Source organism: Streptomyces sp. NPDC058663, from assembly GCF_042716745.1.
Classification (GTDB): Bacteria; Actinomycetota; Actinomycetes; order Streptomycetales; family Streptomycetaceae; genus Streptomyces.
Genome location: NZ_JBHXRV010000036.1, coordinates 12,090 through 35,761 on the forward strand (window position 1 = coordinate 12,090; position 23,672 = coordinate 35,761).

The 23,672-nt window shown below is 70.2% G+C and carries 15 protein-coding genes; 6 read left to right on the forward strand and 9 right to left on the reverse strand.

What is annotated here, in order from left to right:
- Positions 1–143 precede the first annotated feature (143 nt).
- Both ACFWVV_RS25070 and ACFWVV_RS25075 read right to left on the reverse strand, forming a co-directional pair.
- Entirely contained in the window at positions 144–2,369 is a 2,226-nt protein-coding gene (locus ACFWVV_RS25070; protein ID WP_384354167.1) for an OmpL47-type beta-barrel domain-containing protein, read from the reverse strand.
- 3 nt (positions 2,370–2,372) lie between these two features.
- The gene (locus ACFWVV_RS25075) at positions 2,373–4,862 is read right to left on the reverse strand and encodes a ThuA domain-containing protein (protein WP_384354169.1); all 2,490 of its coding nucleotides are present in this window, start codon (positions 4,860–4,862) and stop codon (positions 2,373–2,375) included.
- 174 nt (positions 4,863–5,036) lie between these two features.
- On the opposite strand from ACFWVV_RS25075, the gene ACFWVV_RS25080 reads away from it, so the two are divergent.
- Positions 5,037–6,026, forward strand: a complete 990-nt coding sequence (locus tag ACFWVV_RS25080; RefSeq protein ID WP_384354171.1) for a multicopper oxidase domain-containing protein — start codon at positions 5,037–5,039, stop codon at positions 6,024–6,026.
- A 52-nt stretch (positions 6,027–6,078) separates the two neighbouring features.
- Here the strand turns inward: ACFWVV_RS25080 and xdhC are convergent, their stop codons facing one another.
- The 3 genes from xdhC to ACFWVV_RS25095 are packed head-to-tail and all read right to left on the reverse strand — an operon-like array spanning position 6,079 to position 10,743.
- Positions 6,079–6,891: a xanthine dehydrogenase accessory protein XdhC gene (gene xdhC / locus ACFWVV_RS25085; RefSeq protein WP_384354173.1), complete on the reverse strand. Its 813-nt coding sequence runs from the start codon at positions 6,889–6,891 to the stop codon at positions 6,079–6,081.
- Between the two features lies 1 nt (position 6,892).
- The gene (gene xdhB, locus ACFWVV_RS25090; protein ID WP_384354175.1) at positions 6,893–9,283 is read right to left on the reverse strand and encodes a xanthine dehydrogenase molybdopterin binding subunit; all 2,391 of its coding nucleotides are present in this window, start codon (positions 9,281–9,283) and stop codon (positions 6,893–6,895) included.
- Complete coding sequence (locus ACFWVV_RS25095; protein WP_384354177.1) at positions 9,280–10,743, reverse strand: xanthine dehydrogenase small subunit; 1,464 nt, start codon at positions 10,741–10,743, stop codon at positions 9,280–9,282. The genes xdhB and ACFWVV_RS25095 overlap by 4 nt, the downstream gene beginning before the upstream one ends.
- A gap of 588 nt (positions 10,744–11,331) precedes the next feature.
- Here ACFWVV_RS25095 and ACFWVV_RS25100 point away from each other — a divergent pair.
- The gene (locus ACFWVV_RS25100) at positions 11,332–12,381 is read left to right on the forward strand and encodes a LacI family DNA-binding transcriptional regulator (RefSeq protein WP_384354179.1); all 1,050 of its coding nucleotides are present in this window, start codon (positions 11,332–11,334) and stop codon (positions 12,379–12,381) included.
- A 61-nt stretch (positions 12,382–12,442) separates the two neighbouring features.
- Here the strand turns inward: ACFWVV_RS25100 and ACFWVV_RS25105 are convergent, their stop codons facing one another.
- Complete coding sequence (locus tag ACFWVV_RS25105; protein ID WP_384354181.1) at positions 12,443–15,235, reverse strand: glycosyl hydrolase; 2,793 nt, start codon at positions 15,233–15,235, stop codon at positions 12,443–12,445.
- Between the two features lie 402 nt (positions 15,236–15,637).
- Entirely contained in the window at positions 15,638–16,372 is a 735-nt protein-coding gene (locus tag ACFWVV_RS25110) for a S1 family peptidase (protein ID WP_384354183.1), read from the reverse strand.
- 266 nt (positions 16,373–16,638) lie between these two features.
- Here ACFWVV_RS25110 and ACFWVV_RS25115 point away from each other — a divergent pair, with 266 nt between their 5' ends.
- From ACFWVV_RS25115 to ACFWVV_RS25125, 3 genes are all read left to right on the forward strand, one after another.
- A complete protein-coding gene (locus tag ACFWVV_RS25115) occupies positions 16,639–17,298 on the forward strand; it encodes a hypothetical protein (RefSeq protein ID WP_384354185.1) in 660 nt (219 codons plus the stop codon).
- 490 nt (positions 17,299–17,788) lie between these two features.
- Positions 17,789–19,210 (forward strand): LPXTG cell wall anchor domain-containing protein, encoded by a 1,422-nt coding sequence (locus tag ACFWVV_RS25120; protein ID WP_384354187.1) that lies wholly within the window; start codon positions 17,789–17,791, stop codon positions 19,208–19,210.
- A 374-nt stretch (positions 19,211–19,584) separates the two neighbouring features.
- A complete protein-coding gene (locus tag ACFWVV_RS25125; RefSeq protein WP_384354189.1) occupies positions 19,585–20,058 on the forward strand; it encodes a hypothetical protein in 474 nt (157 codons plus the stop codon).
- A gap of 216 nt (positions 20,059–20,274) precedes the next feature.
- Here the strand turns inward: ACFWVV_RS25125 and ACFWVV_RS25130 are convergent, their stop codons facing one another.
- The gene (locus tag ACFWVV_RS25130) at positions 20,275–21,255 is read right to left on the reverse strand and encodes a TetR/AcrR family transcriptional regulator C-terminal domain-containing protein (RefSeq protein ID WP_384354191.1); all 981 of its coding nucleotides are present in this window, start codon (positions 21,253–21,255) and stop codon (positions 20,275–20,277) included.
- Positions 21,256–21,420: 165 nt separating this feature from the next.
- Here ACFWVV_RS25130 and ACFWVV_RS25135 point away from each other — a divergent pair, with 165 nt between their 5' ends.
- Positions 21,421–22,530 (forward strand): FAD-dependent monooxygenase, encoded by a 1,110-nt coding sequence (locus tag ACFWVV_RS25135; protein ID WP_384354193.1) that lies wholly within the window; start codon positions 21,421–21,423, stop codon positions 22,528–22,530.
- Between the two features lie 212 nt (positions 22,531–22,742).
- Here ACFWVV_RS25135 and ACFWVV_RS25140 read toward each other — a convergent pair whose 3' ends face one another.
- Positions 22,743–23,621, reverse strand: coding sequence for a winged helix-turn-helix transcriptional regulator (locus tag ACFWVV_RS25140; RefSeq protein ID WP_384354292.1), 879 nt, complete (start codon positions 23,619–23,621; stop codon positions 22,743–22,745).
- Positions 23,622–23,672 lie beyond the last annotated feature (51 nt).

Genomic DNA, 23,672 nt, shown 5'->3' on the forward strand with positions numbered 1-23,672 from the left:
GCGCGGGCGCCCCCCCCCCCGGGCCTGCTCTGGCCCCCGGGGGGTTTCCTTTGGTTTCTGACACTCCCGGGGGGGGCGGGGCGGCCCCGGCCGGCCCCCCCCCCCCCACCCGCCGGGAGCCCGAGAGGGTCGTTTCCTCCCGCCTACAGCTGCTTGATGCGGATGTCGCGGTACGAGATCACATCGGTGGTCCCGTGCACCTGGAGGCCGATGTAGCCGGAGGCGTACCGCCGGCCGTCCGTCCCCGGGTCGTCGGCGCGCGGCGGGGAGAAGTCCTGCCCGCCGTTGTTGTCGAACTCGTTGATCAGAACACCGTTGCGGAAAACCGAGTAGTGCTGGCCCTCCACCCGGATCTCGTAGTCGTTCCAGGTGCCCTTGGGGGTGACGCCCGCGCCGCCCAGACCCACGCGGTCGAAGCCGTAGACCGAGCCCGTCTTGTACATGTCGCCGTCCGGGCGGTCGAGGATCTGCACCTCATGCCCGTACTTGATGGCGACCCACTCGGGACGCGGCTCCTCCGGGTGGTCGTAGACCTGCGGGAAGCGCACGAAGACACCGGCGTTGGCGTTGCCCGTGCCCGGTGCGTCGTCGCGCCACCGCAGTTTGAGCGAGAAGTTCTCGTACTTGCGCTCGGGGAACCACAGCATGCCCATGCCCGGCGTCGTGGCCGAGCTGGTCATCGAGCCGTCCGCGTTCAGGCCGAAGGAACCGCCGCCCACCTGCTGCCACTTGGCGAAGGAGGACTGCGTACCGTCGAACAGGTCGCGGTAGCCGGCCGTCTGGCCCGGTTTGCCGATGCCGGACTCCCTGGCCGCACGGTAGATCCTGCGGTGCTCGCGGGCGTCGATGACACCGTCGGTCAGCAGCTTGTCGAGGACGTTGTCGACGTGCTTGAGGAAGAGGGCGTGGGAGGTCCACTGCCGTTCGTCCTCGATCAGCTCGTTGACGGTGCAGCGGCTGCGGGTGACGCGGTTGGGTACGCCGGAGTCGACCGTGCCGACGACGACCGTCAGCCGCTCGTCGTGCTCGGGGCAGTTCGGCGCGGGGACACCGCCGCCCTCTGCCACCGTCAGCACCACCTCGGTGGCCACGGAGGTGTTGCCCGCCTTGTCGGTGGCGCGGTGGTCGACGGTGTGCCGGCCCACTCTGTCGATGATCACCGGCGTGGTGTACGCCAGATAGGGGCCGCCGTCGAGCGAGTACTCGACCTTGTCGACGCCCGACCCGCCCGCGTCCGTCGCGGTCAATGTCACCTTGGCGCTGGTGAGGTACGCGCCGTCGGCGTTCTTGTCGCCGGTCACCGTCGCGGTGGTCTCCGGCGGGGTCTTGTCCTGGGTCGGCGGGGCGACGACCACGAAGTCGACGGCCTTCTCGGCGGCGACGTTCCCCGCCCGGTCGGTGGCCCGGTAGCGGACCGTGTACGTGCCGGCCCCGTGGACCATGACGGGACCCGCGTACGCCGTCCAGGCGCCACCCGCCCCGACCGCGTACTCGATGGTGTTGACCCCCGAGCCGGTGTCGGATGCGGTCACCGTGACCGTCGCCATGCCCAGGTACTGGCCTTCGGCGTTCTTCTCACCGCTGACCGTCGCCGAGGTCTCCGGCGGGGTCGTGTCGTCCGTCGGCGGGGCGACGACCGTGAAGACGACGGTCTTCTCGGCGGAGGTGTTGCCCGCGTTGTCGGTGGCCCGGTAGCGGAGGATGTGCGTGCCGACCTGGCGGACCATGACCGGCGCGGTGTACGCCGTCCAGGCGCCGTCCGCGCCGAGCGCGTACTCGGTCCTGGCGACGCCCGAGCCCGCGTCGGTGGCAGCGACGGTCACCGACGCGTGCCCGATGTACGCGCCGTCGGCGTTCTTCTCGCCCTCCACCTTCGCCGAGGTCTCCGGCGCAGTGGTGTCCTCGCCGCCCGGGTCGGTCACGGTCAGGACGCCCTGCATCGCACCGTGGCCGGGGATGGTGCAGTGGTAGAAGTACCGGCCAGGGGTGAGAGTGACCGTGGCGGTGTGCTTGCCGCCCCGGTCGTCGGTGGGGTTGGCGAGGATGTTCAGCTGCACGTCGCTGTTGTACTCGGGGTCGGACACGCCGAAGGTCAGGGTGTGCGGCATCCCGGTCGTGTTCCCCGTCGCCGTGCTGTTCTCGAAGACGATCGTCGTCTCGCCCGCCACCGCCGTCCTCGGGAACGACAGATAGCGGTCGATCGGGTCGCCGGCGGTCCAGGTGAGCGTCTGGACGGGCGCGGCAGCCGGACCTGCCCCCGCCCTGTCGTCCGCACGTCCGTACGCCGCCGTCGACGTCAGCCCCAGGACCATCAGCAGGGCGGCCGCGAGCACCGCCCACAGCTGAGGAGTTCTCCGTTTCGGTTTCATCGCCTACTCCGTCTTCCTGGCCAGGTCCCCGGCGGCCGGGGTCGGCTCGCCTCCCTTGTACGTCACGCGCCACAGCGCCGACTTGGCGTCCGAGGTGAAGAAGCCGCGCCCGTAGTCCAGGACGTAGAGCGAGCCGTCCGGCGCGAACTTCCAGTCCATGAGGTTGCGGATGCCGTCCGCGCCCACCGGGATGATCTTCTTCAGGGACTCGGCGTGCGTGGGCAGCCCGCCGTTGCCCACCGTCTTCGGGTCGGTCAGCACCGCGTGCCGGGGCTGGTCGCCGTCGTAGAAGTCGCCGACGAACCACTTGCCGTCCCAGTACGCGGGCCACTTGTCCTTGCTGCCGCTCGCCGCGTCGTACCGGTAGACAGGACCGTTCATCGTGGCCTGGCCGCCGCCCTTGAGCCACGGCAGCAGCAGCTTCTGCTCCTCCTGCCGGTAGCTGGGCACGCCGTTCGCGTCGCGCGGATAGTCCACGCCGCCTCCCTGCGGCGAGTACCAGATGGTGTTGGGCGTGACGGGCGGCAGGTTCACCAGGCCGTCGTTGTGCGGTGACTCGTTCTTCGGGGCCTTGCAGTCGTACCAGCCGAGCGGCTTGGCCGGGTCCGGCAGATTGCGGTCACGGTAGGGCTGGTTGTTGCCCATGCAGTACGGCCAGCCGTGATTGCCGGGCTTGGTGATCGCGGCGAACGTGTCGTACTTCGCCGGGCCCCACGTGGTGCTCGGCGCCCCGGCGTCGGGGCCGACCCACCCGGCGTACAGGATGTCGGTCCGCGGGTCGACGGCGATCCGCGCCGGGTTGCGCACGCCCATCACGTAGATCTCGCCGCGCGTCTTTCCGCCCCCCTCGTCCGGCTCGTCGCCGGTGAAGAGGTTGCCCGCGGGCAGCGTGTACGTCCCGTCGTCCTCGGGGTGGATGCGCAGGATCTTGCCGTTGAGGTTGTTGGTGTTGCCTGCGGTGCGGCGGGCGTCCGCGAAGGACACGCCCTTGAAGTTCGGCTCGGGGTTGTTGCCCGAGTAACCTCCGCTGAACCCGGACGAGTTGTTGTCGCCGGTCGCGATGTACAGGTTCTGCTTCGAGTCCCAGGCCAGGCCGCCGCCCGCGTGGCAGCAACTGTGGATCTGCACCGGCCACTTGAGCAGGACCTTCTCGGAGGCCAGGTCCAGCTTGTCGGTGGCGAGGTCGAGGGTGAAACGGGAGACGCGGCGCTCGGCCATGTGTGTGTCCCGGTTGATCTGCGAGTGGGGTGTGTAGTGCAGGTACACCCACCCGTTGGTGAGGAAGTCGGGGTCTGTCTCGACGCCGAGGAGGCCCTCCTCGTTCTTGACCAGTTCGTCGCCGCCGCCCTTGTTGCCGAAGACCGTCAGCGCGCCCGCGAGCGTCACCTTCCCGGTCTTCGGGTCGTAGACGTGGAGCTGTCCCTGGCCCTTGCCGATGTCCGGGTTGTTCCAGTCGGTGACGACGGGCGCATTGCTGTCGGCGCCGCCCCGGCCGATGTAGAGGACCCGGCCGTCCTGCGCGGTCACCAGCCCGTGCGGTTCGCCGATCTGGTCGGACCGACCGGGTTGGTTGGGCGCGGTGACCCGTTCCGCCTTGTAGTGTGCGTTGATGCTCGCCTTGCAGTCGGCGCGCGCCAGGCGCGTCGTCCACTGGAGGGCACCGCGCAGATGGTCACGGAAGTCCGTCTCCTGGAAGGACTCCGCGGTGCCGCCCATGCCGGTGTAGAAGGAGCGGCCGCCGTCGTAGTCACGGCACCAGGAGACCGGGTGGTCCCACCCGTTGGCACCCGATCCCGGCCTGTACGTGGCCTCCCGCACGCGTGCCACGGTGTGCACCTCGCCGGACGGGTTCTTCGCCCAGTTCAGCCACTTGTCCGGCCGCTTCCACTGGAGCGGCAGGTCCTTGGTCGCCGGGTGCTGCCGGTCGCCCACTTCCACGGTCGCACGCTGCACGGCCGTGGCGCCGCCCGGGGCGGGCCGGGCGCCGATCAGGCCGGCGAACCAGTCGGAGTACGGTTCGGTGCGCGCCGCGTCGTGGATGCCGAGGAAGCCGCCGCCCGCCTCCATGTACGCCTCGAGGCCCGCCTCCTGGGCGGGGTCCAGCACGTCGCCGCCACCGGTCAGGAAGACGACGGCGTTGAACCTGCCGAGCCTGGCGGTGGTGAAGACGGTCGCGTCGTCGGTGGCCTCCACGCGGAAGCGCTGGGCGGCGGGGCCGGACTGGCCGATCTTCTCGATGGCCTCGATGCCGGCGTTGACGGTCGGCGGTTCGTCGGCGCCCGCGGAGCCGTGGAAGACGAGCACCCGGACGTTCGCGCCGCCGGGCGGAGACGGCAGCGCGGGGAGGGACAACGTTGTCGGGGGCGGGGGGCCGGGATCCGGCCGGGCGGCGGCGTCGGTACCGCCGAGCAGGCCGGATGCGACAACTCCGGCCGTCAGGGCGGCGACGAGACCGCGTCGGCGTCTTGACCGGTGATGTGGTGTGCGATGCATGTGTTCACCCATCCCTCAGTGGTCACAGGAACAGCCGATGAAGCTAGACCTCTTCCGGTCACCCGCCAAGGGGTATGACCTAAATACCGCGAACTTTGTCCTCAGTGTGGATGAACTCGGCTCGTCCGGCTACGGTGTGGCCGTCAATCTCCTTACCACGTTGGGGAGTTCGGCATGGACAGACGGAGCTTCAACCGGCGCCTCCTGGCGGGCGGTGCGGTGGCCGCGACCGGGGCGACATCGTTGTCGTTCACGACGGAACCCGCACCCCGGGCAGTGGCCGCCCCCTCGGCCGACAGCCCGCCGGACACCGCACCGGCCGGCGGCCGCATCCACCGGCTGAAGATGTACGCCGAGAAGCTGCCCGACGGACAGCTGGGCTACGGCTTCGAGAAGGGCAGGGCCTCCGTACCCGGGCCGCTGATCGAGCTGATCGAGGGCGACACCGCCCACATCGAGTTCGAGAACACCCTGGACGTTCCTGTCAGCCTCCATGTGCACGGCGTGGACTACGAGATCACCAGCGATGGCACCAAGCTCAGCAGGAGCCACGTCGAGCCCGGCGCGACCCGCACGTACACCTGGCGCACCCACACCCCCGGCCGCCGCAAGGACGGCACCTGGCGCTCCGGCAGCGCCGGCTACTGGCACTACCACGACCATGTCGTCGGCACGGACCACGGCACGGGCGGCATCCGCAAGGGCCTCTACGGCGGCGTGATCGTGCGCCGCAAGGGCGACATCCTCCCCGACAAGACCTTCACCATCGTCTTCAACGACATGACCATCAACAACAAGCCCGGTCACCAGAGCCCCGACTTCGCGGCCACGGTGGGCGACCGCGTGGAGATCGTCATGATCACCCACGGCGAGTACTACCACACGTTCCACATGCACGGTCACCGCTGGGCCGACAACAGAACCGGTCTGCTGACCGGCCCCGACGACCCCAGCCGCGTCGTCGACAACAAGATCACCGGCCCGGCCGACTCCTTCGGCTTCCAGATCATCGCGGGCGAACACGTCGGGGCGGGTGCCTGGATGTACCACTGCCACGTCCAGAGCCACTCCGACATGGGCATGGCCGGCCTCTTCCTGGTGGCCAAGCCGGACGGCACGATCCCGGGTTACGAGCCGCACCACCCTCCGGAGCACGCCCACTGAACGCCGTGAGCATCCCCAGCGCATGCGGCGGGCGGGCGCCCCGGGGGTGCGCTCAGCCGCCGGTGCCCTCCTCGAAGGCCCGGAGCAGATCGGCCGCGACGCCCACCGCGATCGTCGCGGGCTCCTTGCCGCTGATGCCGGGCAGCCCGATGGGCGACGTGATCCGGCCGATGGCGGCGTCGTCATGGCCGCCCTCGGTGGCGAGGCGTCTGCGGAACCGGGCCCATTTGGCGGCGGAGCCGATCAGACCGATCGAGCCGAGGCCCGGGGTGCGCAGGGCGGCGTCGCACAGCGCGGCGTCCTCGGCGTGGTCGTGGGTCATGATCAGGACGTGGGTGCCGGGCGCCAGCTCCGCGAGCACCTCCTCCGGCAGGAGGGGCACGTGATGGGCGTGGACCTGCGCGACCGCGTCCGACAGGACGGACAGCCGGTCCTCGGCGAGCATCTCGGGGCGGGTGTCGACCAGGTGCAGATCGAGATCGTGCCGGGCCAGGATGCGGGCCAGCTCCAGCCCGACGTGCCCGACGCCGAAGACCGCCACCGCCGGGACCACCGGCAGCGGTTCGAGCAGTACGGAGACGGCTCCGCCGCAGCACTGCACACCGTGCGGCCCCGACACCTTGTCGTTCAGCGCGAACTCCATCAGCTCCGGCTCGGGGCCGGGCGCGGCGATCAGTTCGCGGGCACGGTCGATCGCGACCGCCTCCACATTGCCGCCGCCGATGGAACCCCACGTCCCGGACCGCCCCACCACGAGCTTGGCGCCGGCCTTGCGGGGCGCGTGGCCGCGCACGGCCGCGACGGTCACGAGCACGCCGGGCTCCCGGCGCTCCCGCAACCGCGCGACCGCGGCCACCCAGGTCATCTCAGGCATTGCTGAGCGCGCCGGTGCCGGTGGCGAGGCCGGTTCCGGTGCCCTGCCCGGTGCCCTCGCGGGCCGACTCGACGGCCCAGTACACGGCTTCGGGAGTGGCCGGTGAGGCGAGTTCCACACTGGTCCCGGCGGGCCCGAACGCGGCAGCCGCCTGCCGCAGCGCCTCGCGCACCGAGAACGCCAGCATCAGCGGGGGCTCCCCGACGGCCTTGGAGCCGTACACCGCACCCTCCTCGGTGGCGTTCTCCATCAGCGTGACGTGGAACTCCTCGGGCATCTCCGAGAAGCTCGGCAGCTTGTACGTGCTCGCCGCCTGCGTCTGGAGCCTGCCCCTGTGCGGGCCCTCACCGGTGTCCCAGCGCAGGTCCTCCAGCGTCAGCCAGCCCGCGCCCTGCACGAACCCGCCTTCGACCTGACCGATGTCGATCATCGGGGAGAGGCTGTCGCCGACGTCGTGCACGATGTCCACGCGACGGATCCGGTACGCGCCGGTGAAGCCGTCCACCTCGACCTCGGTGGCGGCGGCCCCGTGGGAGAAGTACTTGAACGGCGTGCCGCGGAAACCCTTGGCGTCCCAGTGCAGGCCCTCGGTCCGGTAGAAACCGGCCGCCGAGAGCTGGACCCGCTGGAAGTACGCGGTGCGCACCAGGTCGTCCCAGGGCAGCTCCCTGTCGCTGCCCAGGACCCGGGCGACGCCCTCGACGATGCGCACGTCGGAGGCGTTGCCGCCGAGCTGGGTGCCGGCCACCTGGTGCAGCCGTTCGCGCAGCTGCTCGCAGGCGTTCTTGACCGCCCCGCCGTTGAGGTCGGCGCCCGCACTGGCCGCCGTGGCGGACGTGTTGGGCACCTTGTCCGTACGCGTGGGGGCGAGCCGTACCTTGTGCAGCGGGATGCCCAGGGTCGTCGCGGCCACCTGCATCATCTTGGTGTGCAGGCCCTGGCCCATCTCGGTGCCGCCGTGGTTGATCAGGACGGAGCCGTCCTTGTAGATCAGTACCAGCGCGCCGCCCTGGTTGAAGGCGGTGAGGTTGAAGGAGATGCCGAACTTGACGCCGGTCAGCGCCAGGGCCCGCTTGGTGTGCGGGTGCGCGGCGTTGAACGCGACGATCTCGCGCGTGCGGTCGGCGAGGCGGGCGTTCTCCTTCACCTGCTCCCAGACGGCGGAGATCCGGCCGGCCTGCGTGACCGGCTGCCCGTAGGGCGTTGTCTGACCCTGGCCGGGCCGGTAGAAGTTGCGCTGCCGCAGCTCGATCGGATCCAGGCCGAGCAGAGGGGCGACGCGGCCGAGGATGTCCTCGATCACCAGCATGCCCTGGGGGCCGCCGAAGCCGCGGAAGGCCGTGTTCGAGACGGTGTTGGTCTTCGCGATGCGCCCTGCGACACGCGCGTGGGGGATCCAGTACGTGTTGTCGATGTGGCACAGCGCGCGGGCCAGCACCGGCTCGGAGAGGTCCAGGCTCCAGCCGCCGTCGGCGGTCAGCATGGCGTCGAGGGCCTGGATGCGGCCGTCCGCGTCGAAGCCGACCTTCCACGAGGCGTGGAAGCCGTGCCGCTTGCCGGACATGGTGAGGTCCTGTGTGCGGTTGAGCCGGAAGCGGACCGGGCGGCCCGTCAGCTTGGCACCGAGCGCAGCGACGGCCGCGAACCCGTGCGGCTGCATCTCCTTGCCGCCGAAGCCGCCGCCCATCCGCAGGCACTGCACGGTGATCTCGTGAGCCGGGACGCCGAGCACGTGCGAGACGATCTCCTGCGTCTCGGAGGGGTGCTGGGTGCTGGACTGGATGAACAGCTGGCCGCCCTCGTCGACCAGGGCGAGCGCCGCGTGCGTCTCCAGGTAGAAGTGCTCCTGCCCGGCGAAGGTGAACTCGCCGGAGAACACGTGCGCGGAGTCGGCGAAACCGGCGTCGAGGTCACCGGTTTCCATCAGCGGCCGGGCACCGTGGAAGCTCTCGGCCTCGATGGCCTCCGCCACGGTGACGATCGCGGGCTTCTCGTCGAGCTCGACCTCGACGGCCGCCGCGCCCAGGCGGGCCGCCTCCAGGGTCTCGCCCAGCACCCATGCGACAGCGTGGCCGTAGAACATGACCTCGTCGGGGAAGAGCGGTTCGTCGTGCTTCATGCCGGCGTCGTTGACGCCGGGCACGTCGGCGCCGGTCAGGACGCGGACCACGCCGGGCACGGCGAGCGCGGGCTCGGTGCGCAGGGCGGTGATACGGCCGTGGGCCTTCATCACCTGGACCGGGTGGGCGTGCAGGACGTCCTTGGTGCGGTACACCAGGTCGTCGGTGTAGAGCGCGGTGCCGGTGACGTGCTGGTAGGCGCTCTCGTGCGGCATCGTGACGCCGACGACGGGCTTTTCGGGCCGCTCGGACAGATGGCTCATGACGAAACCGCCTCGGTGGTCTGTGCGTACAGCTTCCGCAGGCTCGTGCCGAGCATGGCGGAACGGTAGAGGGCGCTGGCCCGGTGGTCGCTCATCGGCGTGCCCTCGCCGCGCAGGACGCGGGCCGCGGCCTCGACGCTCTCCGTGGTCCAGGGCTTGCCCTCCAGGGCCGCCTCGGTGGCCAGCGAGCGGATCGGGGTGGCCGCCACGCCGCCCAGACCGATACGGGCCTTGCGGACGATGCCGCCCTCGATGTCGAGCGCGAAGGCGACCGCGACACTGGAGATGTCGTCGAAGCGCCGCTTGGCGATCTTGTGGAAGGCCGTGACCTGCGACAGAGGCGTCGGGACGCGCACCGCGCGGATCAGCTCGTCGGAGCGGCGCACGCTCTGCCGGTACCCGGTGAAGTAGTCGGCCAGCGGGACCACGCGCTCGCCGTCCGCACTGGTGAGCACCAGCGAGGCGTCCAGCGCGAGCAGCACCGGCGGGCTGTCGCCGATGGGGGAGCCCGTACCGAGGTTGCCACCGAGGGTCGCGCTGTTGCGGATGAGCCGGGAGGCGAACTGCGGGAACAGCTCCGCCAGCAGCGGCACACCGCCGGCGAGGCGGCGCTCGATCTCGGTGAGCGTGAGAGCCGCACCGATCTCGACGTGATCGGACTCCACGCGCAGCTCGCGGAGTTCGGGCAGCCGGTCGATGGCGACGACACACGTGTCCCGGCGGGAGCGGATGTTGACCTCGACGCCGTGATCGGTGCTCCCTGCGACCAGGACCGCGTCGGGGCGCTCGCGCAGAAGCCGGAGAGCTGCGTCGAGGGTGGCCGGGCGCAGGAACGTACGGTCGCCCCGGGTGTACTCGGTGGCGACCGGCTCCGGCGGGGCCTGCTCGCGGCGCTGGGCGAGCGGGTCGTCCTCGGCGGGCGCGCCGACCGCATAGGCGGCGTCGCGGATGGGCCGGTAGCCCGTACAGCGGCACAGGTTTCCGCTCAAGGAGTGCAGATCGAAGCCGTTCGGACCGTGCTCGGGGCCGGTGCCCTCCGCCGGTCCGCCGTGCGCGCAGCGGTCGGGCCGGTAGTACTCCGCCGCCATGCTGCAGATGAACCCCGGTGTGCAGTAGCCGCACTGGGAACCCCCACGGACCGCCATCTCCGCCTGAACGGGGTGCAGTACGGGCGCCGTACCGGCTTCGCCGACGGTGGCGAGGCCCTCGGCGGTGACGACCTCCTGGCCGTCGAGTGCCGCGGCCGGTACGAGGCAGGCGTTGACCGCCACCCAGTCGGTGGGCCCGGCCACGCCGGGGCGGGCCACCAGCACAGAACAGGCGCCGCATTCACCTTCCGCGCAGCCCTCCTTGGTGCCGGTGAGACCCCGCACGCGCAGGAAGTCGAGCACGGTGGTGTGCGGTGCGTCAGGTGCTAGGGGGGTTTCTTTCCCGTTGACCGTAATCCGTGCGCTTACCATGACAAAACCTCTATTTCGGACATGGTCGGTCGCCTTGTCAAGATGACCGTTCAAGGAGCTTTCTCTTGCGGTGGCGCGGCTGTCCACGGGACGGCCCTCGAGGGCACGGCCTTCAACCACACCGCTGTCGATGTCACGACCTGCGACTGCGCCGCTTCGATGTCACGGCCTTCGGTGGTACGGCCCCAGGGTCAGGGGCGCGGGGCAGCGTGCGACGCGGCGCGTACTGTGCCGAAGGCGGTGCAGGAGAGGAAGAGGTGCCGGGGCCCACCAGGGGGACACGCCGACGGGGGAGCTGCGTCAGCAGCCGTGGGCCACACGGCCGGGAATCCAGGCCGCCCGGCGGGCGAGGCGATGCAGGTCGGAGAGAATCGACACCCGACTTCGCCTCCTTTCCACTCCACACGGCGCAGGGTCGCTCCGAAATTACGTCGGAGAAGGTGAGAGGTCAAGATCCCCGCGGAAACCCGTCCCGCTCCTCCGTAACCCGCAACGCCCGTGGAATGCTGCGCTTGTGAGCACTCTCAGCCGCAGATCGGGCCCGGTAACCTGTCCCGGCACCAGCAAGCCGCAGACGAGGAGCGCCCCTTGCCCGAGCAGACTCCTGGGACGGGTGCGGCCCGCCCCACACTGGAAGCGGTCGCGGCCCGGTCCGGTGTCTCCCGGGCCACCGTCTCCCGTGTCGTGAACGGCGGCAACGGTGTCCGGCCGGCGCTGGTGGAAAAGGTGCTGAAGGCCGTCGAGGAGCTGGGATACGTCCCCAACCACGCGGCCCGCACTCTGGTCACCCGGCGGAACGGGGCGGTCGCGGTGATCATCGCCGAACCTGAGTTCAGGATCTTCTCCGACCCGTTCTTCGGACGCCAACTACGCGGCATCAGCCGCGAGTTGACGGCATACGACTCCCAGCTCGTCCTGCTGTGGGTGGAGGGGCCCGAGGACGACCAGCGGATCGCCCGCTACCTGGGAGGCGGGCACGTCGACGGGGCGCTCGCCTTCTCCCTGCACCACGACGACCAGCTCCCCGCGACCATCAGCCGGGTCAAGGTGCCGTGCGTGTACGGCGGCAGGCCGGGAAAGCAGACCACTTCGCCGGGCCTGGGGCTGCCGTACGTCGACTGCGACAACCGGGGCGGCGCACGCGACGCGGTGCGCCACCTCGTCTCCCTCGGAAGGCACACCATCGCGCACATCGCGGGCCCGCTCGACCAGACGTCCGCCGTGGACCGGCTCGACGGTTACCGCGACGCACTGCTGGTGACGGGGCCCGAGCTGGTCGCCGAAGGAGCGTTCACCGAGGAGAGCGGAGCCCGGGCGACAGCCGAACTGCTCGACCGGTGCCCCGGCCTGGACGCGGTGTTCGCCGCCAACGACCTGATGGCCTCGGGGGCGCTGCGGACGCTGCGCGAGCGGGGACTGAGGGTTCCGCAGGACGTCGCCGTGGTCGGCTTCGACGACATGGCCTCAGTGGTCGAGCGGACCGAACCAGCGTTGACGACGGTCCGTCAGGATGTCGAGGAAATGGGCAGGTTGATGGTGCGCCTGCTGATGCGGATGCTTGCCGACGGGGGCTCCAGGGCGGTGGTGCCGGAATCGGTGATCACGCCCACCGAGCTGGTGCGGAGGGCTTCGGCGTAACCGCCGGCGGGGCCCGCGAGCCCCGCCGGTGGTCACCGGTCTCCCTGCCCCGCCGGGTGGGTCAGCCGAAGGGGATCGTCAGTGTCGAATCGGCCGACCCGGTCCTGAGCTTCGCCGGCGCGTTGCCGATCGCCGACCACACCTCCAGCCGCACCGTCCCGCCCCTCAGGTTCCCCAGGGAGCCCGTCGCCGACTTGAGGCCACTGGCCTCGCTGTACGCCTCCCAGCCCGCCACCGGATCGGTCGCGAAATACCGGTAGGTCTCCACCCTTTCGAACGTGCCGTCCCCCGTCAGGTCGTAGCTCACCCGCGCCTGCTGGCCCAGGCCGACCGCGGTCCCCGCGTCGAGCTGGAGCCGGAAGGCGGTCGGCCTGCCCGCCGAGAGCGTGCCGTTGACCTGCTTCGCCTCGTACACCAGCGGCCGGTACGGCGTGCCGTCGTGGTTCGCGCCGTCCGCCGGGGCAAGGGTGTCGCTGCCAGGGGTGGCGCCGGCCGCCGTGGTGAGGGTGCCGCCCGTACGGAGCTGGAACACGTTGCCCGTGGGCGGATCCGGGTCGGGGTCAGGGCCGCCGCCCGTTCCGGTGCCCGTCGCCGTGGAGCGGGCCGGGACGCTCAGCCTGGCACCGTCGGAGAAGGTGACCGTGCGGGGTGCGGCGCTGAAATTGTGCGCCGCGTAGGTGCGTACCGATCCCTTGGTGAAGACGGCCGAGGTCGGGATGTCGCCCGTCACGGTGGTGTCCGGTGCGCCGAGCGTGTCCAGGGTGGTGATCCAGTGGTACGTGTGCGCCTTGGACTCACCTTGCTCCGGCGTGTAACCGGCGTGGCCGGCATCCCACTTGGCCTTGGCGGCGGCCGGGTCGGCGAGCGACTCGAACTCCCAGAGAATGTCCCGCCATTCGACCGCCGGGCCGCCGTTCTCCCGCACCAGTTCGGTGAGATTGCGCCGGATCGCGGGCTTGTACCCGGCCAGGTGGAGCGAACCGCCGGTGACGGGCAGGACATTGATGCCGTGGATCTCCTCGGGGTTAGCCGTCCACCACGTCGCGTACGCCGCTCCGCTGCCCCACACCATCCCGGCCGTGTCGTGGCCGAACCCGGACGGGAACACCTGCTGATCGGAGTCGAACCAGTACTGGGCGATCGCTTCCGACTCGGTGGTCAGCAAGTAGGATCCCAGGTCGCGGAGTTCACTGTTGCCCGTAGCGGATCCCCACAGCACCAGGGCCGCGCTGAGGTTCGTCGACTCCGACGAGGACTCCTGGTTGTTGCCCGCGGCGAATCCCTGGTGGCCGGACGCCCAGCTGTGGCCCGCGTACACGTCGAAGCCGCGCAGGAAGGGGAAGGCCGAGTCGTCGCGGGCGGGGTTGGCCGCGTCCTTGACGAGGGTCTTCACCATGCCGCCCCACGCCGAGTCGGCTGCCCATGCCTGGTCGTACTGGGCCACGACCGCCGCCGCGTAGACGTAGTAGCTGTAGTGGAAGTGGTGGTCGTTGAGCTCCGTGTCGCTGCCGTACGACGCGGGATAGCCGGTCAGGGTCTTCCACTCCCTGTCGTACGAGAACTCGCTCGGGCCACCGGCGGTGAACCACTCCTGGAGCCGGCCCTTGAGCAGGCCGAGGAGCTTGTCACGGGTGGCGTCCTCCCCGATCTGTTCGGCGACCGGCACGAGCTGTGCGAGCCTGCCGAGCGCCTTGCCCGTCCAGTACGTGTCGGTGGCTCCCGAGAACGGGTCGGCCGCGTTCACCACTTCGTCGAGGTACGTCTTCAGGCGGGCCCGGTCGACGCCCGAGGACTTGGGCAGGGCGGGCAGGACGGCCGACGACTTCTGGGTGGTGGTGAAGGCCGTACCCTCGCGCACCTTCATCGTGCCGCGCGGCGACACATAGGTGGAGGAGGTCAGCGGGTCGGACGTGTGCAGCCACTGGTGGCGGTAGAGCGCCTGGAGCGTTCCGGTCTCGCTGCCCTCCTGCGCCTGGGTGGTGAGGGTGTAGGTCGCCTTCACCGCCCCCGCGGCGGAGGACCAGGTCGCCTTGGACCCGGTGACGAAGCTGTACGCGTACTTCTTGAACATGGCGAGCGCATCGGCCGACGGGAGAACGGCCAGGGAGAAGTAGTCCTTGCCGCCCAGACCGGCGCTGACCGTGGAGCCCGAAACGGTCCAGTCGCTGCCGCTGGGCGCGAACAGGGCGTAGTGGTGGCCACCGACCGTGATTCCCAGGACGTTGCCCTGGTCCGCGAAGACCGTCGGGGCGCCGGCGGTCGTGATCTGCGCGTTGCCGCCCGAACCCTTGGCGTACACGAAGGGCAGGCCGTGGCCGATGGTGGTGCGCAGGGTGCGGGTGCCGTCCGACCAGTACGGGGTGACGGTCCAGTCGGACCAGGAGTCGGCCTTCGTATCGGGGGAGTTGAGGCCGGCCAGACCGATGGTGAGGTCGCGCTTGTGCGCGTACTCGTACTGGCGGCCCTCTCCGACGACCGCCGGTGTGGTGGGGTACCCGACGTCCAGGCCGGCGGCGGTGGCCTGGTAGGTGAGCGGGTGCCCGTACATCGGCGTGGAGTACGGATTGTCTCCGTACCGCTGGAAGGCCAGCGAGGACCACCAGTCGTTGGTGGGGACCGGCCGGCCCTTCGCGGCCGGGGTGACCTTCGGAGTCACGGGGGCGCCGGTGTTGGTCGTCGGCCCGGATGTTCCTGCCGGACGGGTGTCGGAGTAACTGCCGGAACCTATCGGCACGTTGGCGGCAGCTGCCGGAGTCGCGGCAGGACCGAGACCGAAGGCGGCGAGCGAGGCGACCAGCACCAGAGCGGCGGCCGGTCTGCGGTGGGGGGAGGGGCGGGAGTGGGGGGACGGCATGGGCGGCACCTCGAAGTCATGACGTAGGGACGTCGTGAGAGCGCTCTCAAGTGACCAGGAACGTAGAGCCCTTGAAACACGAGTGTCAATACTTCGCGCACGCGTCAGTCCTTGTCCGCTGCGCGCTGCGGGACCGGCCTCGGAGCGTGCGCCGCGGGGCCGTTGCTTTCACTCGCCGGTGGAACGGCGGGCCTTCACGCCCGTTTCGCCGACACGGGGCCGGGGGAGCGGAAGCGGCAATGCCTCCCTCCGCCTCCCACGGCCACCACCGCGAGCCGGTCCGGGGCCCCCCGCGCCGCACGTCCCGTCTCCCGGCGCACTCACTGCCCGTCGTGGCAGACCTCCAGGCGGTTCCCCACGCGGTCGTACGCCACCCCCGTGCGGGGCCTACTGGCCAATGGCCTACTGGCCAATCACCCGGCGGATCCAGGCGAGCTCCCGTGAGACCTCTCCTGCCTCGGCGAACCTCTCGCGGTCGGAGCCGTTGAAGACGCCGAGGAGGACTTCCTCGCCGTGCGGGGCGATGCTCATCACCGGACCGCCCGAGTCGCCGCCGGCGGGGATCCCGGTCACCTTCTCCATGCAGAAGTCCGTCCCGCCGGGACCGGTGCTGCGCGCGCACCGGGGATCGCCGGCCCGCACCACCTTCAAGTCGGACTGCTTGAGCACGGGGGACTGGCAGGCACCCTCGTCGTTCTCGCAGGTGGCGCCCCAGCCGTACTGCCGGACGGCCTGCCCGGGGCGGACGCCGGCGGTCGCCAGGCGCGCCGTGCCGACCTTCATCGCCGGAACCTTGACGAGCATCATGTCGGCCTGCGCACTGTCCACACGCTTGCCGGGCAGCGGGCGCACGGTGACGCCCTTGCGCATGTCGAGGCTGCCGACCTTGAAGGCGATCCGCTTGTCGGCGACGGGCTGCCCCTGCTCGAAGAAGCAGTGGGCGGCGGTGAGGATCCACTGGGGGCCGACCGCGGTGCCGGTGCAAGCGGGCTGTCCGTCGACGAGCATCCGCACCGCCCACGGACCGTAGGTGCTCTTCGATCCGCCGATGACCGCAGCAGCAGGCGTGGAAGACACCAGCACACCTGTCACCAGCAGCAGGGCGGTCAACAGCAGTGCACGAACGCGAGGGACCATCCGGAACAACTCCAATTCATCGGGGCACAACCTGTACGGACGGTCAGACAGCACCTGAGAGGAGTCGGTTCCCCGGAGGAGCCCTTTTCGCCACCGCCGCGAACCCTTCTCGACGCCGCGCTCGCCGCTCCCCGCCGGCGGGGTTCCACCAGGTGGACCGACCGTTTCCAGGGTCGGGGACGCTTCCCGGACCTGTCCCGTCACAGGGCGCGCCCCGTGCTGCTCCCGGATCGGTCCGTGTCAGCGCCCGGTGACAGGATCCGAGGGTGCTGATCAACGGATGCGACGAAGGCCCGCTGGTGGCGGGCGAATCACTGCTGGCCCGCCCGGGCTTCTGGACGAACCACCTCCTGGCGATGTGCGGTGACGGGGCATGTGCCGAGCGGCCGGCGCCGGAGTGTTTCGGCGATGACGGCACGGATGCCGATGCCATGTCCGAGGTCCTCTTCGATCCCGCACACTGGCCGGCGTTCCGAGTGCCGGCCGAAGGCGGCCCCGGAGCTGTGGTGATCTACCGCAACCAGGTGGGCGACTACGGCACCGGCTACCTCCTCACCCGACCGGGCGGAAGTTCTGCCCGACGGATTGCCGCCTGGGAAGCAGACTTCTCGGGGACCGGCCTCACATGGGACGGGCTGGTCCGCATCGCCGACCACCCGTCCACGACGGCCGAAGGCGTACAGGACCCAGCCGCCCGCCTGTTGCTGCTCCTTCCCTTCCTGACCGACCCGGACCTTCCGGAGGCAGCCCCGGCAAGGATCACCATCGCCCTGACTGCGACCCGCGCACCGCAGGACACCGCCTCCGCCACGGCGAAACACCTGCTTGCCCACCTGGAGAGACGATCCGGACATGCCCCCTCCTGGGAGTCACCTCTGAGCAGCAGCCCCACGACAGACCCGTTCCCGGCGCACCTCACGCCATGACCTTCGTAGACCCGCAGTCTCCATCCGCGAAAGGGAGTTGAGGGAGTGGTGGGCGCAGTGGTGTCTGCCGGGCACGGTGCCGCACAGTCGACCGGCGGTGGTGCTCATGAGGCCGAGGGCCATGCCCGGGGCCGCGGTCCGGAAGTTCGTACGAGCGCGTGCACGGGCTCACACACCGCCGCGCGCGCAGACATGGAGGCCGTCGCAACAGCTCTCCGCGCCCACTTCACCAGCACCGTGAATCACGTCACAGAGAAAACACACGCCCCGTGGGCAACTGTCTTCATTGCCCGCGTTTGTCCGGGCAGGTGGCGGTCAGAGCCCCCGGAGGCTGCGAATTCTTCCTTCTCCGGCCCGCTTCCCGGTCGTACGATCTCGGGACCGCCGCCTGCGTGAGGCATCACTCCGCACCGGCGCACCCACATCTTGTGCTTGCTTCTCTCTTCGGGGTCTCTGCGACCGGAGACCCCCTTCCCAGAAAAGGGCCCGCGTGAAGATACGCCGCACGCTCGCGACGGCTGTTGCCGCCGCCGTCACCACGCCCGTGCTGCTCCTGTCGGCCACCGCCGCGTTCGCCGCGGACACGGTACCGGCGGGTCAGGTCCAGGATCAGAAGCCGAAGCCGACGCCGGCTGAACTGGAGGCGCTCGCCAAGGCCGTCACCGAAGCCAAGGCCGCATACGACGCCGCCGTGACCGCGCACGCCGCGGCGCGGAAGGCCCCCGAGGACATGCTGAAGGCCGACAGCCCCGAGCGGAAGGCCCTGGACAAGCTGAGGGCGGAGGCCAAGGCTGCGGACACCGCGGCGACCGAGGCCGACGCGGCGCTGAAGAAGGCCAAGGAGGACCTCGCCAAGCTGCCCGAGGGTACCCCCGAGGCAGAGGTCACCAAGGCCAAGGAAGCCGTCCAGACGGCGCAGGACAAGTACACCGCCGCCGCCGCGGCCAGGTCCGACGCGTACCGGACCGTCTCGTTCTCCGAAGGTGCCTTCGGTAAGGCGCACGCCCAGCTGATCGCGGCCATCGGGCCCGCGGCCGAGTGGGAGACCAAGACGAAGAAGACGTACGACGACGCGGTCAAGGCGTACGACAAGGCCAAGGCGGAGGCCGGTACTCCGGACCCGACGAAGCCTCCGGTCGACCCCACCAAGCCTCCGGTCGACCCCACCAAGCCCCCGGTCGACCCGACCAAGCCGCCGGTGGACCCGACGAAGCCTCCGGTCGACCCGACCGAGCCCCCCGTCGACGACTGCAAGATCGAGGCGAAGCTCAGCACCACGCTGGTCGGCCTGCCGGGCAAGGTCGTCGCCGGTTCGACGGTGGACTTCACCCTGCGCGTCACCAACGGCACGGACAAGAAGATCGACGAGGTCAAGCCGTTCGCCGTGGTCTACGGCGCCGACAAGAACGACTTCAACGACATCAGCGGCATGCTGCACCTGCAGGCCGCCGCCGCAGGCTCCTCCGACTGGAAGGACGTCAAGGAGGCCGAGTACGCGGGCACCGTGACCAACCTGGCTGCCGGAAAGTCCGCGGACCTGAAGCTGCGCCTCACGGTCGACAAGAAGGCCCCGGCAGCCGAGGGCATCGCCTTCGCGGCCGGCGACTACTACAACGAGAACGGCTCCTGCGGCAGCAACGAGCTGACGGAGTACCAGTTCTCGATCCTCGCCGCGGGCAGCAACCCCGGCAAGGTCCCTGACTCCAAGCCCACCCCGGTCACGGACAAGACCAACGTCCCGGTCCCGCAGGGCAACGCCAACACCACCCCGGTGACCACCGACGCGGGCAACCTCGCCGCCACAGGTTCCTCGGGCACCACGCAGATCGCCCTCGCGGCGGGCGCGGCGATCGTGCTCGGCGCGGGTGCGGTGTTCGTCGTACGCCGCCGGAAGGCGAGCCAGCAGGCCTGACCGGGCCTGAGCCGAGCCACCAGGTCCTCTCTGGCAAGTGACCCTGTGGCCGGTCGTGGTGAGCGCACGGATGCAGCATGGGAACGGTTTGTTCCCATGCTGCAGTGCGTGGGCGGCTGTGGGTGGTCGTGAGCAGCTGCGGGCGGCTGTGCCGGGGTCACCAGCAGCTGATCAGCGGAGTTGCAGCAGCGGTTGCGGACCGGCGCTCCGTGGCGTGAACTCCGCGCCCCGTGACCCCCGATCCAGCTGTCGGCCGCCGCCGCGCCTGCTCGGGCGTTCAGCAAGGAATGGGGCAGGCACCGTACGACGGGCCCCGCCCTGGGCAGCTACGTCGCTGGTGGGGGAGTCGTACCGAGGCGATAGCTTGGCGCGCCATGGCTGACATCTTTGAACTCTCCCTCGCCCTGAACCTGCGGGAAGGTTTGTCGGACGAAGAGATAGCCGAGCTTCGATGGCATCTCGGGCTCGGCGACGCACCGGAGACCCTCCGCATCGTGACCTCGTTTCTGGTTGTGGTGGAGGACGACTGTGGCGAACCCGTCCTGGAGAACCACCCCGTGCCCCTGCTCGGCCGACACGGTGAGGCGTGGAAGGTGGACGAAGCGCTTGTCGCCGTGCTGCTGCGCGCCGAGGACTCCCGCCACGGGCAATGGGTCATGACTGTTCGGCAGGAGATCCACCCCGACGAGTTCGACCTCACGGGTGAACTGCTCAAGTGGCTGGCTGCCCAGGCCGATGACCGGCACCGTTCCTCCACCGGTGCGGTTCACCTGGGCTGGACCAGGTTCTACGACTCCCGCCAGTACGAGCCCTTGGTGGTTCGGGACGACGAGGTCGTGTGGCCGTAGGGCCCCGGGCCTCCGCCGCGCCGGTCGTCCGGCACTGGGCTCGGTTTGGTCAACGGTGTGGATGTCGTGACCGTTCGGGGCCGTCCTGCCATGTCCTCCCGGCCGGGCCGGCTGCGTAGCCGGCCAGGCGACCCACGGCCCCTCCGCGTAGCCGCCAGGTGCCCCGACGGCGCGAAGGAGGCATGGATCCGGCCCTCGATGAACTCGTTCCTGTGCCTACGCGGCAGCATCCTGACCTTCGATGAGGGGGGCCAAGCCGTCGAGGAGCGCTCCGAGGCCGAATTCGAAGAGTGCGTCGAGGCGCAGGTCATAGCCGTCCTCGAAGCTTCCGACGACCTTGGCGAAGGTCGGGAATCGGCCGGATTCCACCAATGCCTGGAGGGCGGTGGTGCGGCTGTCCATCCACTGGTCCTCCGACTGGCCCGTGGCCGCTTCGGCGCTCGCTTCCAGCTCCAGGTGCACGGCCAGGCCCTGGACGTGGCTGTAGAGCAGGACGTGGATGTCGAACAGCTTGGTGGGATCGAGTCCGTGGCCGTCCAGGGCTCGCAGCATCCGCTCGCCGTGGACCATCAGGTTGGGCACGAGCAGAGGGCGGGTGAGAGAGCCGATCTGGGCCAGCCACGGGTGCTTGCGGTACAGAGTCCAGAGGGTCCGAGCCCCCAGTTCGATGCGCGAGCGCCACTCCTCGGGGGCGTCGGCGGGGTAGGACTCCTCACCAAATGCGGTGTCGGCCATGCGGAGAATGAGGTCGTCCTTGCTGGGGACGTACCGGTAGGGCGACATGGCGGCGACGCCGAGCCGTGCGGCAACGCCGCGCATGGAGAGCGCCGACAGCCCTTCGGCATCAGCGATGTCGATGGCCGTGCGGACGATCCGGTCGACGCTCAGCTCCTGCTCATGCTCCTGCTCCTGCCCGGGGTCCGGGGCAGGTGAGGGACGCCTGCGGGCAGGCGCGGCGGGGGCCGTTCCCGCGACGACCGTGCCGATCCGGGGCCGGGCCAGGACAGCCCCCTCAAGCCGCAGGGTGGTCAGCGCCTTGGTGGCAGTGGCGAGCGCGACCCCCCACTCGCCGGCGATCTGCCGGGTCGAGGGAACTCGGTCTCCAGGGGCGAGTTCCCCGTCCGCGATGCGCTGCCTGATGGCGGCGACGATGCGCAGATAGGGCGGATCGCCGCCGACTCCTGTGGCCTTCGTCACGTCCTGCCGCCTCCCTCTCCTGTACTAGTGCAGAGAGTAGCATCGGAAACACCGGAAGCACCCCGGCTGAGCTAGTACAGGCCCGGTAAACGGCCAGTTGGAAGGAGGGTGCGTACGCCGTAAGTTCAGAGCGCGTACACCGTAAGAGCACTGGAGGACCTTGTCATGCAGACCGTACTCGTCTCCGGCGGCGGAATCGCCGGGCCCGTCCTCGCCTACTGGTTGCGGCGTCATGGCTTCGCGCCCACCGTCGTCGAACGCGCCGCGGGCCAACGCCCGGGCGGCCAGGCGGTGGACATCCGCGGCGTCGCGCTCGAAGTCGTCGAGCGGATGGGCCTGCTGGAGCAGGCAAGGGTCGTACGGACCCGGATGCGCGGCATGTCGATCCTCGCCCCCGACGGTCACGAGGTCGACCGCTCCACCGAGGCGACCTTCAGCAGCGGACGGCTCGACAGCGAAGACCTCGAGGTGTTGCGCGAGGACCTGGTACGCATGGTTTACGAACACACGCGCGCAGACGTCGAGTATCTCTTCGGTGACAGCATCACCGCACTCGACGAGGACGAGAGCGGCGTGCGCGTCGACTTCGCGCACGGGCCGCCCCGCACCTTCGACCTCGTGGTCGGGGCGGACGGCCTCCACTCAGCTGTCCGTCGCCTGGCCTTCGGCCCGGAGGAGCATGTCGCCACCCACCTGGGCAGCTACCTCTCGGTCTTCAGCGCGGACAACTTCCTTGCCCTGGACAACTGGCAGATGTGGCTGCGGGACGGCGGCATGGGTTTCGGCATCATGCCCGTACGAGGCAACACCGAACTCAGGATCGCCTTCGGCTTCGAGTCCGCACCTCTTTCCCCCGAGCTCCGCGACGGCGCCGCCCTTCGGCAGTTCGTTGTGGACAAGCTTGCGTCGATGCGATGGGAGGGGACTCGCCTGGCCGACGCTGCCCGCAAGGCGCCCGACTTCTACTGCGACGCCATGGCTCAGATCCGCATGGACCCGTGGTCGCGGGGCCGGGTGACCCTGCTCGGAGACGCAGGCTACTGTCCTTCCCCCCTCTCCGGGCAGGGCACCAGCCTGGCCCTCGTGGGCGCCCACGTACTGGCCGACTGCCTCGCCCAGGCCAAGGGCGACCACCGCATCGCGTATGTGCGCTACGAGCGGCGGATGCGCCCCTTCGTCACCCTCAACCAGGCACTGGCCACCGAGAATCCAGGTGGACCCGCCTCGGAGGAATCCGTCGCGCACGCCAAGAACGCCCTCTCACTGGACAGCTGATCCCCTGGCCCGAACGCGCATGGCTACCAGGGCGTCTCAGTAGGTGCGGCGATCCGGGCGTACGCGACCGTCGTGGAGATGCCTCTCGGGGCCTCAGCGCTGGGAGCAACTCCCGGCCGGCAGACGCACATGGGGTACGGCTGCGGGGTCAGCGGTTCCTACTGCCGTAGTCAGTGCCCCGGATCTCGCGAAAGGCCCCCTCTACCGGGCGGTCAACGGGCCTCTTGTACGGCGTGCAGTGCCTCCCGTACCGCCCCCGGAATATCCGTCACCGGGAAGCGTGCATGGCGTACCACGCGGTCGCGGTCCACGACCAGCACCGCCCGCTTCAGCCGCAGCGCCTGCCCGGCACGGAACACCGGCAGGCGCAGGGCCGCCGAGAGGCGGAGGTCGACATCGGAGAGGAGGGTGAAGGGGAGGCCCTCCTCGACCGCGAACGCCCGCTGTTCGTCCGGGCGTTGGGTGCTCACGCCGCGCACCTCCGCACCCGCCGCCCGGAAGTCTTCGTACGCCTCGCGGAACAGCCGGTTCTCCAGCGTGCAGCCGACTGTTCCCGGGATGGAGGCCCAGCCGTCCGGCAGCGGGCTCGGGCGGCCGGTCGCCGGATAGCAGAACAGGACGGTGGCCGTGGGCCCGTCCGCCACCGGGTCCAGCGGAGCCCCGTCCACGTGCCCCGGCAGTTCGATGTACGGCAGGCGCTCGCCCACCAGGTCCGCCACCCGCCGCGCCTCGGCGCTCGCCTCGTCGGCCGTGCCGCTCAGTGAGCCGTCGCCCAGCACCCAGCGGTCCGCCCAGTCCTGCATCGACAGCAGTACGGGCAGCAGCCCCCGCCCCCGCTCGGTGAGCCGGTACTCGTACCGTACCGGGCCGCTCTGATACGGCACCTTCTCCAGAACCTCCGCCTCCACCAGCAGTGCGAGGCGTTCGGTCAGCACTTTCCGGGAGATCCCCAGCTCAGTCAGGAGCGTGTCGAACCGGTGGTGCCCGCGCGCGGTCTCCCGCACCAGAAGCAGGCTCCACCAGTCGCCGATCACCGCCGCTGTCTGCGCGATCGCACAGTCGGCATCCCGCTCGGGAACGGCCCTGGCCATGGATCTCCTGTCCTGCGGACGCAACGTACCGATACGGATGCAGCCGTCGTG